This window comes from Planococcus circulans (assembly GCF_020023385.1).
Taxonomy (GTDB): domain Bacteria; phylum Bacillota; class Bacilli; order Bacillales_A; family Planococcaceae; genus Planococcus.
On the sequence record NZ_JAIQCL010000002.1, the window covers coordinates 216,067 to 231,045 of the forward strand.

General features: G+C 47.0%; 14 protein-coding genes. 8 read left to right on the top strand and 6 right to left on the bottom strand.

Annotation, left to right across the window (positions count from 1 at the left end):
• Window positions 1-16: 16 nt before the first annotated feature.
• Window positions 17-892, bottom strand: a complete 876-nt coding sequence (locus K8U60_RS05245; protein WP_223635396.1) for a YitT family protein — start codon at window positions 890-892, stop codon at window positions 17-19.
• A 384-nt stretch (window positions 893-1,276) separates the two neighbouring features.
• Here K8U60_RS05245 and K8U60_RS05250 point away from each other — a divergent pair, with 384 nt between their 5' ends.
• Together K8U60_RS05250 and K8U60_RS05255 are read left to right on the top strand one after the other, a co-directional pair.
• Window positions 1,277-1,825, top strand: a complete 549-nt coding sequence (locus tag K8U60_RS05250) for a flavodoxin family protein (protein WP_223635400.1) — start codon at window positions 1,277-1,279, stop codon at window positions 1,823-1,825.
• Window positions 1,826-1,952: 127 nt separating this feature from the next.
• Window positions 1,953-2,684 carry a glucose 1-dehydrogenase gene (locus tag K8U60_RS05255; RefSeq protein WP_223635403.1) on the top strand — a complete coding sequence of 244 codons (732 nt, stop codon included), beginning with the start codon at window positions 1,953-1,955 and terminating at the stop codon, window positions 2,682-2,684.
• A 147-nt stretch (window positions 2,685-2,831) separates the two neighbouring features.
• On the opposite strand, the gene K8U60_RS05260 is transcribed toward K8U60_RS05255, so the two are convergent.
• Both K8U60_RS05260 and K8U60_RS05265 read right to left on the bottom strand, forming a co-directional pair.
• Window positions 2,832-3,635: an alpha/beta fold hydrolase gene (locus K8U60_RS05260; protein WP_223635406.1), complete on the bottom strand. Its 804-nt coding sequence runs from the start codon at window positions 3,633-3,635 to the stop codon at window positions 2,832-2,834.
• 180 nt (window positions 3,636-3,815) lie between these two features.
• Window positions 3,816-4,286 (bottom strand): SRPBCC family protein, encoded by a 471-nt coding sequence (locus K8U60_RS05265; protein WP_223635408.1) that lies wholly within the window; start codon window positions 4,284-4,286, stop codon window positions 3,816-3,818.
• A 534-nt stretch (window positions 4,287-4,820) separates the two neighbouring features.
• Here K8U60_RS05265 and nadX point away from each other — a divergent pair.
• The 3 genes from nadX (at window position 4,821) to K8U60_RS05280 (ending at window position 7,683) form a co-directional block, all read left to right on the top strand.
• Entirely contained in the window at window positions 4,821-5,600 is a 780-nt protein-coding gene (gene nadX, locus K8U60_RS05270) for an aspartate dehydrogenase (RefSeq protein WP_223635410.1), read from the top strand.
• A gap of 179 nt (window positions 5,601-5,779) precedes the next feature.
• Window positions 5,780-6,958 carry a Zn-dependent hydrolase gene (locus tag K8U60_RS05275; protein WP_223635412.1) on the top strand — a complete coding sequence of 393 codons (1,179 nt, stop codon included), beginning with the start codon at window positions 5,780-5,782 and terminating at the stop codon, window positions 6,956-6,958.
• A 257-nt stretch (window positions 6,959-7,215) separates the two neighbouring features.
• The gene (locus K8U60_RS05280; protein ID WP_223635414.1) at window positions 7,216-7,683 is read left to right on the top strand and encodes a hypothetical protein; all 468 of its coding nucleotides are present in this window, start codon (window positions 7,216-7,218) and stop codon (window positions 7,681-7,683) included.
• Window positions 7,684-7,787: 104 nt separating this feature from the next.
• On the opposite strand, the gene arr is transcribed toward K8U60_RS05280, so the two are convergent.
• Entirely contained in the window at window positions 7,788-8,204 is a 417-nt protein-coding gene (gene arr, locus K8U60_RS05285; RefSeq protein ID WP_223635416.1) for an NAD(+)--rifampin ADP-ribosyltransferase, read from the bottom strand.
• A 262-nt stretch (window positions 8,205-8,466) separates the two neighbouring features.
• Here arr and K8U60_RS05290 point away from each other — a divergent pair, with 262 nt between their 5' ends.
• Window positions 8,467-9,465: an alpha/beta hydrolase gene (locus tag K8U60_RS05290; RefSeq protein ID WP_223635418.1), complete on the top strand. Its 999-nt coding sequence runs from the start codon at window positions 8,467-8,469 to the stop codon at window positions 9,463-9,465.
• 325 nt (window positions 9,466-9,790) lie between these two features.
• Window positions 9,791-10,987 carry a M14 family zinc carboxypeptidase gene (locus tag K8U60_RS05295; protein ID WP_411730343.1) on the top strand — a complete coding sequence of 399 codons (1,197 nt, stop codon included), beginning with the start codon at window positions 9,791-9,793 and terminating at the stop codon, window positions 10,985-10,987.
• A gap of 134 nt (window positions 10,988-11,121) precedes the next feature.
• On the opposite strand, the gene K8U60_RS05300 is transcribed toward K8U60_RS05295, so the two are convergent.
• Complete coding sequence (locus tag K8U60_RS05300) at window positions 11,122-12,426, bottom strand: acetamidase/formamidase family protein (RefSeq protein WP_223635420.1); 1,305 nt, start codon at window positions 12,424-12,426, stop codon at window positions 11,122-11,124.
• Between the two features lie 591 nt (window positions 12,427-13,017).
• Between K8U60_RS05300 and K8U60_RS05305 the strand changes: the two genes are divergently transcribed.
• Window positions 13,018-14,550, top strand: coding sequence for a BCCT family transporter (locus K8U60_RS05305; protein WP_223635423.1), 1,533 nt, complete (start codon window positions 13,018-13,020; stop codon window positions 14,548-14,550).
• A 186-nt stretch (window positions 14,551-14,736) separates the two neighbouring features.
• Here K8U60_RS05305 and K8U60_RS05310 read toward each other — a convergent pair whose 3' ends face one another.
• Complete coding sequence (locus K8U60_RS05310) at window positions 14,737-14,976, bottom strand: hypothetical protein (protein ID WP_223635426.1); 240 nt, start codon at window positions 14,974-14,976, stop codon at window positions 14,737-14,739.
• Between the last annotated feature and the right edge of the window lie 3 nt (window positions 14,977-14,979).

Consider the following 14,979-nt stretch of genomic DNA (forward strand, 5'->3'; position numbering starts at 1 on the left):
TTTTTGTTTCTGACAATCAATGAATATCCCGTTTCCTGAAACTCCCGCCCCTTACTTCGGCTACATCGTAGACAGCGACGAACGCGTTGCTGTCGATTTCGAAGATGATTTCCTTCATTTTGCTGTCTTCGAGCCGGTTGATGATGCACGTGATTTCTTTGTATTGCTCGTTTGTATAGGCACCGTTGACGATATTGTAGGTGGCGTTGCGTCCGAGCCGGTCGTAAATGGTCTGGACGAGCAGCTCTGGTTCACGCGAAATGATTTTGTAGGTTTTGGAGCCGCTGAATCCTTCTTCGACCAGATGGATTACTTTTGAGGCGATGAAGTAAGCAATTCCTGATAGGAAAGCGCCCTGCAGGCCGAAGACGAAAGAAACGATGATAAAGACAAATACGTTAAGGAATAAAATCATATCACTTGTTCCGAAAGGCAGTTTGCGTGAAAGCAGCACGGCCAGCATGTCGATGCCATCGAGCGCACCCCCGTTGCGGAGTGCAAGTCCCATTCCAAAACCGATGATGATGCCCCCAATAACGGTGACCAATAAGGTATCGCCTTCAATGATGGCCGGGATATGATGCATAAGCGTTGTAGCATAAGCAAGGGAAGCGATGCCGATGATGGAGTAGATGGCAAAGCTTTTCCCGATTTGCTTATAGCCTAAATAGACGAATGGAATGTTGAGGACAGCAATCAGCAAGCCAAGCGGCAAGCCGAATAATTGGGAGCCGACGATGCTGATGCCTGTGACTCCTCCGTCTGATACATTGTTCGGGATCAGTACGGCTTCGAGGCCATAGGCGGTGATAAACGCGCCGATGATAATGGGCAGTGCCCGTAACATCAATTTCCCTTTATTGGCTTTTCGTTTTGTGTTTGGTGCAGTCATTCTATTCCTCTTCTCTGTCGTTTCATGGTGGTATTTTTTCACTCTAACTATTAAATATAATCCTTTTATTGTTATTTTAGTAGAGTGAATTTTGAAGAGGATCGAATAAGAACATTTATAGTGCATATGCGAGGCCTGAAGATGGGGGATATTCCTTTTTTATTCGTATAAATGCATCGTTCCGTAATCATGAGAAACCTTCAAAAATTAAATCCCTTTCTGAAGATGCTTATTAAATAAATGTTTCGAATTCGCCATATTGACAATATTTTGACATTGTACTATTATGACCTTGAATTTAATAAATGCTTGCTCCTTTTGTAGCCTTAAACAGCCCATGGCCAATCCAAAATACCAAACGCCAAATTCTTAGGAGGAACTACCATGAAACCGTTGGTCGTCTACTATTCCCACTCAGGAAACAACGAAAAATTGGCTCTCGAACTCCGTGATAGAATCGGCTGTGATATGTACGAAGTGAAGGAAAAAAAGAAACGGAAAAACCTTTCCATCTTTGCCGATTTCTTGGTGAAGCGCAACTCACGTCTGGCTCCGCTTGATTTTGAGATAAGCGACTATGGGCCGATCATTTTGGTGGCACCTATTTGGGCAGGAAAGATTGCCGCTCCGATGCGGACATTCATCAATAGGGAAAAGGATAAACTTACGAATTATTCCTTTATCACCTTATGCAGCGGCCGGACCGGGCAAGGTGAAAAAATACTGGCCGAATTATCTTCCCTGACACCGAAGCAGCCAACGACAGTATCAGAGCTGTGGATCAACAACCTGCTTCCTGAAGAGCAGCGCAATAAAATAAAGTACGCCACCAACTTCCGGGTTGAAAAGCAGCATATGCAGCAATTCGATGAACAGATCCAATTCTTCATTGAAATGGCTTTGCATACCGAAAAAGAAGAGGCACTCCTTTGAAACTATAGACTGTAGACCATTTTCGTTCAATCGAGTGGGGCTGCAGTCTTTTTTTAAAGGTTAAACAGAGCAGCAGTGAGCTGATAGAGTGTTATTCATTGTCTGAAATAGAAGGAGAGGGTTGGTAGTGGGCAGATTAGATGGCAAAGTAGCCATTATAACCGGTGGCGCCAGAGGGATGGGAGCAGCGCATGCCAAACGGTTTTTAGAAGAAGGAGCAAAGGTCGTAATTACGGACATCCTGACAGAAGAAGGCGAAGCGGCGACAACAGATCTCGGAAACGACATCAAGTTCATAAAGCATGACGTCACAAAAGCTTCGGAATGGGAAAGGGTGGTCATGGAGACAGAAACCGTATTCGGAGCGGTCAATGTGCTGGTCAATAATGCGGGGATTGCGTTGCTCAAACCCATCGGCAAAATGACAGAAGCCCAGTACCGGAAAGTCATTGACGTCAACCAAGTCTCGGTATTTCTGGGGATGAAGTACGTGCATCCCTCAATGAGCAAAGCGGAGAATGGGTCCATCATCAATATTTCTTCTATTAGCGGGTTAAGCGGAAACACCGACTCCATAGCTTACAGTGCTTCAAAATTCGCGGTAAGAGGCATGACGAAAAGTGCCGCAATCGAGTTTGGAAGAGAAGGAATCCGCGTCAATTCCGTTCATCCGGGGATTATTGAAACGCCGATGGTCAGGAAAAGCCGAGTCAGTAAGATGGCAAAGGCGATTCCGTTGCAGCGCACAGCCCAGCCGGAAGAAGTGAGCGACTTGCTTGTCTACTTAGCTTCAGATGAATCGGGTTATGTTACGGGGGCTGAATTTGTCATTGATGGGGGATTGACCGCGGGATTATAGAAGGAAGAGGTAAACTGTGCAAAAAAAATTATCTAAACGATTCCAATTATACAAAGGCCTTATGTGCCTGCCGACCTAACCGCGATTCCTTTACGGAATCGCGGTTAGGTCGATTTTATTCGTATTTGAATGCCGCTGAATGCAATCCTATTCAAAGTCATCGATAAAAGCGGTGATTTCTTCAGCGACTTTTTCGGGATTTTCCCAGTACAGCATATGGCCAAGCTTTGGAAGGATTTTGAGGCTTGCGCCAGTGATGGCATCGGTGAGTTTTTCCTGGTCTTTTGGTGATGCGATCCTGTCCTGGCCTCCGCAGATTATGAGCGTGGCAGCTTTCACCTGGTCCAAGCGATCAGGAAATTTTTCTTTCAGCGCAGCCTCGCTCGTTTCTTTCCAAACACGTGCTGGCACTTTTTGTGATTCACTGTTCACCATCTCAAGAAAGTCAGAAGGGACTGGATTAGCGAAAATACCTTCCGTGAAACTTTTGATAAATGCCGGGCTGACGGGATCCGTTAACCGGGACAAAGTGGATTCCTGTATTTTGACGATTTCCGGCTTGTCGCCGAGCGCGGAAGGGGCACCGACCAGGATGAGTCCGAGTACTCGTTTCGGGTGGTGGACCGCGAAGTTCCTTGCGGCAAAACCGCCGCTTGATGCACCTAGGATGAAGGCTTGCTCGATGGCAGCATGGTTCATGAACAACAGTAAATCAGCTTCGAAATCCTGGGTTCTGTAAGACGCTCCAGGTGCATCGATGCCGTCGTGGCCGCGCTGGGTAAAAGCGATGGCGCGGATGCGGTCCGGCAACTGCTCAAGCAGCAGCTCAAATGTCCGGCAGGAATCACCGAGGTCGTGGAGTAAAATGAGCGGGATGCCGAGCGGATCACCGGCTTCTATATAAGAAAACTCCCTGTTATTCGGTGCAAGCATTTTCTCAAGTTTCAACATTGGAGAATTCCGCTCCTTTCACAGTGCAGACATCTTTGGCGCGAACTTGATTTTGCAACACTCTTGGAAAATGGGGCTTCAAAAAAACAGCTGCACTTTAAGATGAAATCCATCAGAGCAGCTGTTTAAAATTGACGATTGTGAGTATGGTCATCAGTTGGTTTTTCAGATGGTCTTGGGTCAATCACCCTGCATGCTGTAAGTGTCGGATGTTTCACAAATGGCTTTCAGGTTGCTTAAGGTTTGCTCCACGGAATTGTCCATCAGTTTTTTGATGATGAGCGTATTGGCTACTTTCCCAATCAGCTTTCCGGGCAGTTCATAGTCCATGTCGAGCGTTATTTCCGTGCCTTCTCCTTCGGGAACATATGTCCAAAACTGTTGGGAAGTTACGGCTCCTTTGACCGTGCCTTTCCATGAATAGCTGTCGCCGTTTTTGGATGTTTCCAGCACTTCAACCTTAATTGGCATATGCATTCCCAGCATGGTGTATTTCATGTCCATTGTCGTTCCGGTTTCCCCTTTGCCGACTAAATTTTCGGGCTCTGAAAGGCCGACGTACCATTGGAACCAATGGGTCGGGTCGATTGCGTATTGATAAACCTCGTCAATCGGCCGATCAATGTAAATCCCTTTTTTGATATTCCACATGCCATGTTCCTCCTCAGTGGGTGAACGAATTGGTTTTGATCCGGGTCCGGGAGTCTGATATTCAACTATCGCTCCTTGGCTTACGGTTCAGCTGCAATGCGAAAACTTCGGCTCTTTGGGACATGAATGGAACAGGGGGTGACTTTCTCTTCAACTGATGAGATTCGTAATACAATCGTCAATAGTACATAAAGTAAAAAGAAGACCTTCTTGTTATAATTTCTCCTGGCAATCGCCGCTTTCAGCGGTTGGATATCTAATGAACGTTCTGCAATTTACTCACATGAAATTTTACTTCCTTCAATAAGGCACTTCTATTATAAAGAATTTTTATTCAAATAGCAAATAATTATCATAAAAATCAGTTTATTTAGCTGGATTAGCAATAGTGTTAAATAAGGCTTCATACTTACTAGAGAGTAATATTCCTTTGATTTTGGAGATGTCCTTTATCCATTTACGGGTAAAGAATAAGTAGGAATACAGAAAGAGAGTGTATACAGAGGTTCGTCTAACCAGAGGAGGAGGCCGATCATGAACATCGGAATTATCGGAACAGGGAATATCGCTACGTATTTATTGGAACAGGTGAACGGTAAACAGAAAGCTCATGGAAGAATAATTGCGGTTTTCGGACGCAACCAGGAAATGGGCCACCAATTGAGTGAGCAGTTCAGCGCCGATTTCTACACGGATCTTCAAGCGTTTTTGAAGTTGCCGCTCGATATCGTCGTAGAAGCCACGACTGTGGAAGCGGCTCGGCTCTATGTGAAAGACGTCGTCACCCATAAAAAAGACCTCGTCGTCAGCAGCATTGGCGTCTTTAAAGATGCCGGCTTCCTGGATGAACTTAAAGCCTTGGCTGAGTCTTTGGAGACGCAAATCTATCTGCCGTCCGGTGCCATCGGTGGACTCGACGTCCTTCAATCGGCGAAAGCAGCTGGCGGCCTGGAGCAGGTTCAGCTTACGACAAGGAAATCACCGGCGTCGCTCGGAATGGATGCAGACAAAGAAAAGGTGATATTCGAAGGCTCTGCACGCGACGCCGTCGAACAATTCCCGAAGAACGTCAATGTGGCAATGACACTCGCATTGGCAGGGATCGGCATCGAGAAAACTTCGGTGCGCATCATCGTCGATCCGGCCGTTGAACAGAATACCCATACCATCGAAGCGGAAGGGGATTTCGGCAAGCTGCAGCTGCAGGTTGAAAACCATCCGATGCCGAGCAATCCGAAGACGAGCCTTCTGGCTGCATTGAGTATTTTGGCTGTCTTGCAGAATAAGGATGGGGCTTTGAAGATCGGGAATTGAGACCGGCTTTTAGTTTTGAATAATGAATTTCTCCAATGTGAAAGTGGTCGTGCGTTGAAAACTTTATCACTTAAGGATTTGTCAGATTGCAATCGGTGTATTGGCATTTGATGGGAGTAGAAGTATGGACTTTCGGCCGATTTGTAAAACCAAATGAATGAGTGGGGAGGTAATTCGAGGTGGAAGTGAACAATGAACGGTTACTGGCAATGCTGGAGGAAGTGAACCAAATCACTTCAGAAGGTGAAGGGATCACACGCCTGGCTTATACGGAGCAGGAACAAGCGGCATTGGACTGGTTCGTCGAAAAATGTCAGCAGCATTCGATTCGAACGCACCGCGATGCCATCGGCAATGTATTCGGAACTGTGGGTCCCGAAAGTGAAAACGGCATTCTGATCGGATCGCATCTGGATACGGTCAAACACGGCGGGAAATATGACGGGGCGCTTGGTGTCGTTGCGGGATTGGAGTTGTTGATTACGCTTGCTGAAAATAGCACGCCGTTAAAGAGACCTGTGACAGCCGCTTCATTCCGCGGTGAAGAATCGAATATTTTGGGCGGTACGTTCGGCAGCCGCGCGTTTTGCGGAACCATCCAGATTGACGATGATTTTAACGAACGGTTGAAAAGTACGCCTTTCAGCGTTCAGCAAATCGAAGAGTCATATGGGGCAGAACGCTACAGCGATTATTTGGAACTCCACATCGAGCAGGGAAGAAAACTGGAGGCTGAAAGTGCACCTATCGGAATTGTCCATGCGATTGCCGGCATCAAGCGGCTGGATGTCACAGTCTATGGAGAAGCTGCGCATTCCGGAACCACCGGGATGAAAGAACGAAAAGACGCATTAATCAGTACGGCGAAAATCCTGCTGGAATTTGAGCATATCGTCAAGTCGTTTGACGAACCGAATGTCGGAACAGTCGGTGAACTGTATGTCCATCCGAATTTAGCGAACGTCGTACCGGGACGAGTGGACTTCACCCTTGAAATCAGGGGGACGAATATAAAATTCATGCGCGAAATAGCGGACCGGTTTACGGCTTATGCAACGACTCACCACAGAGTGAGCATCAAGCCGAATATCGAAAAGTATCCATCCGATTTATCCGAAAAGATAGTTGCGACTGTAAAGCGGGTATGCAAGGAAGCTGGACTGGAATACCGGGTCATGATGAGTGGCGCGAACCACGACGCCAATTCACTGGCTGCCGTCATGGATTCTGGGCTTATCTTTATTCCTTGCCTGCATGGTGTCAGCCACAACCCGAAAGAATTCGCTGAACCAGCTGACATCGAGACTGGTGCGAATGTGCTATTAGCGAGTGTTTTGAAGTTGGCTGAACTGGACTAAGAGGATCTTCTGAATAAAAAAAGCTGCTATTCCTTTTTGGAATGGCAGCTTTTTTCGCTAACAGAAATTCAAGTATCTGCTATCACTTCGCCATCCCAGGCGTTAAAAATACTCACATCAACGAAACGAAAATTAGAAAAACTAGATCGATTTAAAATTAAAAATAAGCTTTTTTGTAGGAAATAGACCACACGCAGAGAACATATATAAAGAATATGCTTTTGCTGCTTTTTAAAAAAAGTGAAAGGGTGTCATTTATGAAACCAGGAACTCGCACAGAGATGATGGAGCGGCTTGGCTTTTTCATCGGCACGTGGAAAGTAGAAGTGACCCATCCGCATCTTCAGCCGAATCCGATTGTCGGTGAAACAAAATTTGAATGGCTGGATGAAACGTATATCATCCAGCGTACGCACATAGATAAAGCAGAATTTCCGAGCAGTACGGTCATCTATGACTGGGATTTGGCTTCGGGCAATTACGTGCAGCATTATTTTGACACGCGTGGCGTAACGCGTTTGTATCAGATGAGTTTTGAGGGGGGCGTTTGGAAGCTGTGGAGAGAGGCGGCTGACTTTTCGCCACTCGATTTTCTTCAGCGTTTTATCGGAGAAATTGATGAAAGCGGAAATGTGATAGAGAGTGTGTGGGAACAGTCTGAAGATGGGGTCGACTGGAAACCTGATTTCAAGCTTCTGTTCAAAAGAAAAGAGCGGGCGCTATAGGCCAAGAACGGTCAACTATTGTAAAAGTCTTTCCACTAAAAAAAGCCGGTCGCCAGACCTTTTTGGAATGGCGGCTGGCTTCATAATTGGTCCTTTTGAAAAGGTCAATCAATTATGATTGCCTTGCCCTGCTCGCGCAAAGCCTTTAAGGATGTAAGCATATGATTGATTTCTTCTTCGGAATGTCTTTCCCAAGCACCTAATTCGGCGATGACTTTGAGAGGCGACTTAGATCTGTAAGAGCGTGTTGGATTTCCAGGAAACCGCTTGTCGGTCAAATTCGGGTCATTCTCAAAATCACCCAACGGCTCTACGAGATAAATTCTTTCTTTGGAATTGGAGGCTGCTAATTCTGCTCCCCATTTAGCAGCCTCCAAGGTGGCCGTGAAATAGATGTAATTGGATTTCCTATCCTGGTAGTTGGATGCGTGCTGCGCCTCCAATAGCTCCCCAATCTCCAATTCCGCTTTTGTTCCGTGAAAGAAAGGGCCAAGGTCTAAGATATCTTTTTTTTCATCCATACGGATCTGCCTCCTGTTCTGTAGCTTTGTCTACTAGTATAAGGCAGAGATTAGAGCAAGAATAGTCTGTAAATAAGGTGTTGTTAGCGGTATAATAGAAGTAGAGAGACTGATGCCGAACAATGATTGTCTATTGCATATAATTTCTATAATCAAAACCTACTTTCTCAAAGTTGATAGTGAGAAGTAGGTTATTTTTATAGTTTCATGAAATAGAAGGAATTGAGTTTTCGCTATTGCAGAACTGAAAGGGGGATTCGCAATGAAAGTAACGCGCAAAATGGTCAATAAGCAATTGAGGTTCAGGGGGATGCTGCTGGACCGGCTGGTGACGAAATCGTCGGAAGAAAAATTTATCCAGTCGATGCACAACTCGAAAGAGCAGATGGACAAGCGCTTTAAAGGAAAAGATGTGGAGGGCTTGGATTGCAGTGAAGAATGGGTGAGCCGCGGGGACGGGTCTTCAATTCGTGTACGGATCTACAAACCGCGTGCCGCTGTAAAAGAGTTGCCGGGAGTGCTGTGGATGCATGGCGGCGGCTATGCACAGGGCGTTCCGGAGATGAGCGGGGATATGTATAAACGTTTGATCGATACGAGCGATTGCGTCATTGTGGCACCGGATTATCGCCTGTCGATCGACGCACCTTACCCGGCGGCGCTGGACGATTGCTACAAGGTCCTGGTGTGGATGAAAAACCATGCAGAGGAATTAGGCATCTGCGAAGATCAGTTGATGGCGGGAGGTGAAAGTGCTGGTGGTGGATTGACGGTGGCAGTGGCGTTGCTTGCGCGTGATAGAGGAGATGTTCACTTGGCGTTTCACATGCCGCTTTATCCAATGCTTGATGACCGGATGCTATCGGAATCTGCCAGAGAAAATAACGCTTATGTCTGGAATTCAGCTACCAATCGCTGGGGCTGGAAACTGTATCTTGGTGATCTATATGGACGGAATGTGCCGAGTTATGCAGCTCCAGGACGCGCGGTCGATTGCCGAAATTTGCCGCCGGCTGTCACGTTCGTCGGAGACCTCGAACCGTTCCGGGATGAGACGATCCGCTATGTGGAGAATTTAAGAGCTATAGGCATTCCGGTCGACTTCAGGATCTATAAAGGCGCTTACCACGGCTTTGACATCATCAACCCGAACGCGGACATCAGCAAAGCGGCGAGGGACTTTTTGATGGAATCGTTTAACTATGCGACTGTGCATTATTTTGCGCCGCAGCCATCATCTCTGAATCGTCACCATACCTAATTGCGGCTAATTATTGTAGTTCGCAGGGAATTGAAGTTGCTTCACCAGTCGGAAACCATCTTTCTTCGGAAAGGTGGTTTTATTTGCGTAAGGTATTTGGTGGGTCGAAATATACAGGTCAATACATGTCTATTGGTATAAGAAATTCTAACGAAATTAAGAGCGTCCATTACTAAAGAATTGAATATTCTAAATATATTTACTATTTTTTATTTTATTGCTAAGCTGTTTTTGAGCAAAGTAAAAGACTTGAAAAAAGGAGAATCGAAAGGCCCTCAAAAGAGCGTGTTAGCTACAAGTAAAAAAACAGAAGGAGTGGGGATTTTTGAAAAGAAAATGGGCGGGTACAGTTGGGGTATTAAGTTTGTGTACAGCATTGGCAATGCCGGTATATGCGGTGGAAAATGAAACGAAACCAGCGCAGCATCATCATGATAATGGCATTTCCGGATTTATCGATTACCAGGAGCTGCAAAAAAGTCTGAAGCAAATTGCAGCCACCAGCAAAGGAACAGTTCAATTGGATGTGGCCGGGCAGTCTCATGAAGGTTTGGATATCTATACTGCACGGGTCGGTACGGGAGACAAGGTGCTTCTTGTCCAAAGTGAAATCCATGGCAACGAAAAAACAGGAACGGTCGCGATTCTCAATCTATTGAAAACCTTATCCAATAATTCAAAGGAATCACGTGCTATCCGTGAAGAAGTGACGGTCGTTTTCATGCCGATGATGAATCCCGATGCTTCGGAAGCGGATAAGCGCCGCAACAGCCTAACGTGGAGTGAGACGCTGGAAAGCTTCCCTCAATTGGCAGGCGCAACGCCTTCGTGGAACTACTTGGACCGCGGCATCAGCCAAAACTATGATTACGGCGCCAATCCCGGGTTTGACGTGAACCGCGATTTCAATCCGGATCTTGAGTATGTGCCGCAAGCACAGGACTTCCCAGGAGCTTCAAACCAGCCGGGATGGTTCATCACACCGGAAGCGCAGACTTCCCGTGACGTCTACACCTCGCTGCAGGAAGAGTTCGGCAATGTGGACGTCTTTGTCGACTTGCACCACCAGGGCCTTTACTATGTCGATGGCACAGCTGATCCTGTAACGCTTTCCCTGTCGGCACAATTTGTTCCGGATCCATCCACTCCTGAAGGCGCGAAGTATGCCGAGTATGCCGACAACTACGATTACGATTTCTCGAGACAATTGAACTTGTTGGCATACAACGAACTTCAGTCCTACGGCGAGTCGAAATTCACCAACATCTCACTCTATTCGCAAGGGCTTGACCTTCCCGGAACAGCACTCGGAAGCTACGCTTTGAATGGCAGCGGCACCGTCTTGTTTGAAGTAAGAGGGCAGACACAGAGCCTGGGGCAAAAAGAAAAAGGGCAATTGGTCAAATCGGTTGAACGCGGCCTTTCCGGAATCATTGAAGGGGTCGCAGACGATTCCGTCGAACAGTTGGATCCGGAAGCTTACGAAGAGATTCCGCTTACGGCTTATCGTCCAGCATTTTAATCGGGGATGCTGCAATCATCCATCACTCCAAGCAATCCAAGCACTATCAGCGCACTGCTAGGTGGAAGTTGACTGCAGCAGCACAACCCAATACAAAGATAACCGCCATTCCTTTTCCGGAATGGCGGTTGTTTTCATTCTCCGTATTGGGTTGTTACCAACTCCAGCAAATCGGTTTTCTTCAAATACTGCTCAGGCGCCAGGAAAGTGACGGTGACGACGCCCGGGTGGCGGCCGATTTCAATGGCGCCGGTGATGGTCGAGCGGTTCATGATTTCGGGTACGGTCACACCGAAGAAATCTGCGGCACGTTCCAGACCGTTTTCCGTGGCATCGTTCAAATTCGGTCCGGAGCCGATAAAGGAAACGGGATAGGACTTCTCGATTTTTGTGACGTTCCACGTGTCGGCGATCTGCTGTGCGGATTGTTTTTCTTCCGCAGTGAAAGGTTTCGCTGTATAAGGCAGGTCATCCACATTCGGCAACAGGATCGGCCCTTGGATATTCAAGCCTTTCAAAACGTGGACCTGAAGATGGGCAATGCCGGAAACGTCGGCTGTGTGCCCAGCGATTTCCCCATCGCCTTGCATGGCGTGCATATCGCCGAGGTAAACGCCGCCCCCGGCAACTTTCACGGGACAAATCAGCACAGCACCGGCACGCACCCGGTTGACGTCCAGATGTCCGTCTGTCCGGTGGGTCTCCAATTCTTCCTGCGTGCTCTTGAAATCATGGGGGGCACCGACCAGGAACGAACCAAAGTCACCCGCATTATGGGAATCCGGTGTCGGACGTGATGGCGTCGTCCCCAATTGGCCGAGGAACGGACGCATGCGGGCCATTGTGCCGACCAGGTCGTGCGGCGCAAATGTGACCACTGGATTCTGTACAGAAGCTTCTGGTGTTTTCATAAATGTACGTCCGTCACGAGCAATGGTTTCGGCAGATTCCTGCGGCAAGGTCAAGCCAACATCGCCTTTTTCTCCAAAGAAGATGGTATAGCCGTTGGTGAAGACAAACGGAGTGGCGTCCGCTCCGCAATTCGCACAGCGTATGGCTTCCATTCCGATGCCTTTAATGACGGTTTCGGGATTCTTTGTGCCGCATTCGGGACATTTGGCTGCTACGTAGCCGTCACCGTCTGCGCGGTCTTCAATCATTTTATCGTTGCCGGAAGCGGTGGCCTGTGAAGTTACGGTAACGGATTGGATCCGGATGGCGATGGCATCTCCGGGTTCTGCCCCTTCCACATAAACCGGTTTCGTCACTTCATGGCCGCCTTTGATGCTTGGGGTGATCATGGGTCCCCAGCAACCCGGAGCCGTATTGGCGATAATCGTTCCGCCATCTTTCACGGGTCCCAGCATTTCTTTTCCGGGATCCAAAATGCCGTCTACAAAATGATTAACGAATAATGTCTCAACCGCTGTTTTGTCCACAAATATCCTCCTCATTTCTGTAATTGTCTGACTACTTGAATTATAGTCCGTTGAAAACATCTTTAATAGTTTTTAGCTCCGGGTGGATGAATCGGTATGAGGGGAGTTCGGCGACCACAACTTCCCAAGATATCCGGAACTAATAATTTTTTTAATGATTTATTTGGTTCGGTGAGGAAGGAACGGAAACCCAAAGGCACAAGGGGTTTTACCTTCTTTTTTTGTCAGAACCATTCGGTGCATGAAGCTTCACTTTTCTAGTTCAGCTGAAATTTTGATGAAAATCGTGTATAATTGATTGTTGACTCAGAAAAAAAAGTGACACGGAAGCGGAAAAGGACGGTTTTGGCTGACAAAATACCGCTCGTTCCCAGCATGAATAAGCTTAGGAATAGGCCGGTTCGAAAAGGTTTTAAAACAACTAGTTAAGTGGAAGACGGTACAGGTCAGTTAGCAGACCTGAACAGTTTAATGGGTTAAATGCGATTGCTTCATAAAAAATAAGTTGTATTGGTTTTGCATGGTACATATGTGTTGTCCAATAGAAGTAAACCCGCCGCAAATAATTTTAGACGGGAGCTATACATTAAGATGAAAAAAGTTTCAGGAGTATTTTTTAGTTCAGTGGCGATCATGCTGGTGCTTGTCTTGTTCGGCATCACCATGCCAGATACGCTGGAAAAAATGACCGGCAATATGCAGGCGTTCATCACCACGCATTTTGGCTGGTATTATTTATTGGTTGTTACGTTTTTTGTAGCAGTTTGTGCGTATTTCTTATTCAGCCCGGTTGGTAAGATTAGACTTGGAAAACAGGATGAAAAGCCTGAGTTTTCACGCCCAACCTGGGTTGCGATGATTTTCAGTGCCGGTGTCGGCATTGGCTTGATTTTTTACGGAACCGCTGAACCACTCAGCCATTTTGCAATCAGTTCACCAACTGGGATCACGGGAACCGACGAGGCAGCAAAAGACGCCATGCGGTACACGTTTTTCCATTGGGGGATCCACGCATGGGCTATTTATGGAATTGTCGGACTGACCGTCGCTTACTTTACGTTCAGAAAAGGGGAGCTCGGATTAATCAGCAAGACATTGCGTCCGCTATTGGGCGACCGCGTTGACGGATTCATCGGAAAAGCGATCGATGTCATAGCGGTTGTTTCAACAGTTATTGGAGTAGCGACTACCCTTGGATTCGGTACCGCCCAAATCAACGGCGGCTTGACCTACCTGTTTGGCGTTCCAGCAAGTTTCTTGATGCAGCTTGTCATCGTTCTTGTGCTGACGGTTTTGTTTTTAGTTTCAGCATCAACCGGCCTGAGCAAAGGGATCAAGATTTTAAGCAACGCCAATATGGGATTGACGGCTGTCCTGTTCATTTGTGTACTGATCTTCGGGCCGACTTTGTTGATCATGAATTTGTTCACGGACACTCTTGGCGCTTATGTCCAGACATTCGTCAATATGAGTTTCCGCTTGGCTCCATTTAATGAGCAAGGCCGCGAATGGATCAATGGCTGGACCATCTTTTACTGGTCTTGGTGGATTGCCTGGTCGCCGTTTGTCGGCATTTTCATTGCCCGGGTTTCAAGAGGCAGAACCATCCGGGAATTTGTCGTTTACGTCTTGTTGATTCCTTCGCTTATCGGATTCATTTGGTTCTCGACATTCGGGACTGCGGCGATTTCAGGAGAAAACACAGGTGCTGTGGCACTTTCCTCATTACCGACAGAAGCTTCGCTCTTTGGCTTGCTGGAGCAGTATCCATTCAGTCTGGCTTTGTCGATTTTGACCATTATGATCATCGTCACTTTCTTTGTTACATCTGCTGATTCAGGTACGTACGTTCTTGGAATGATGACATCGAATGGATCACTTTTCCCGAGCGTTCGGATTAAAATGATTTGGGGCTTTTTCCTATCTACTACAGCGCTTGTCCTTCTCTATTCAGGTGGTCTGCAGGCATTGCAGAATACCATGATTATCGTGGCATTTCCGTTTTCCATGGTTATTGTTTTAATGACTTTCAGTTTGATCAAAGCGGTCAACCTGGAAGCGAGAGAAATGGGAATGGGTCTGATTAAAAAGAAAGAAACCAAAAAAGAAGTAAGAGTTCGATAAGAGAGAGGAGATTGTAATACTGGATCTCCCAACAGGCAAGTGTTCGAGTTAAACGGTTTGTCTGTTGTCTCTTTTCGGCCATTAATTCTTCAGTAATAAATAGAAAAGGCGGTGCCAGCGACTCAGTGAGTTGTTGGCACCGCCTTTTTTGTTGGGAGCGTCAACTTAAGCCTCGTTCCCTCTTCCTTATGACTTGTCCTGATAGATTGCCCTTGTACCGGATGGAAGCGTGAGCAGTTCGAGCAATTGGTCCAGTACTCTTTTCCTCGTTTCAAAATCGAACGGTTCACCGCACGGACGGCCCATTTTGAAAGGCACCTCAAGTGTTCGCGGAGCACCGACTTTGTCCGTGATTTCCGGAAACAAGGTGATCATGGCTGTTGGGATATGTGAAGCTTCTAAAGCCCGGGCATACAGCCCAAGCACGTT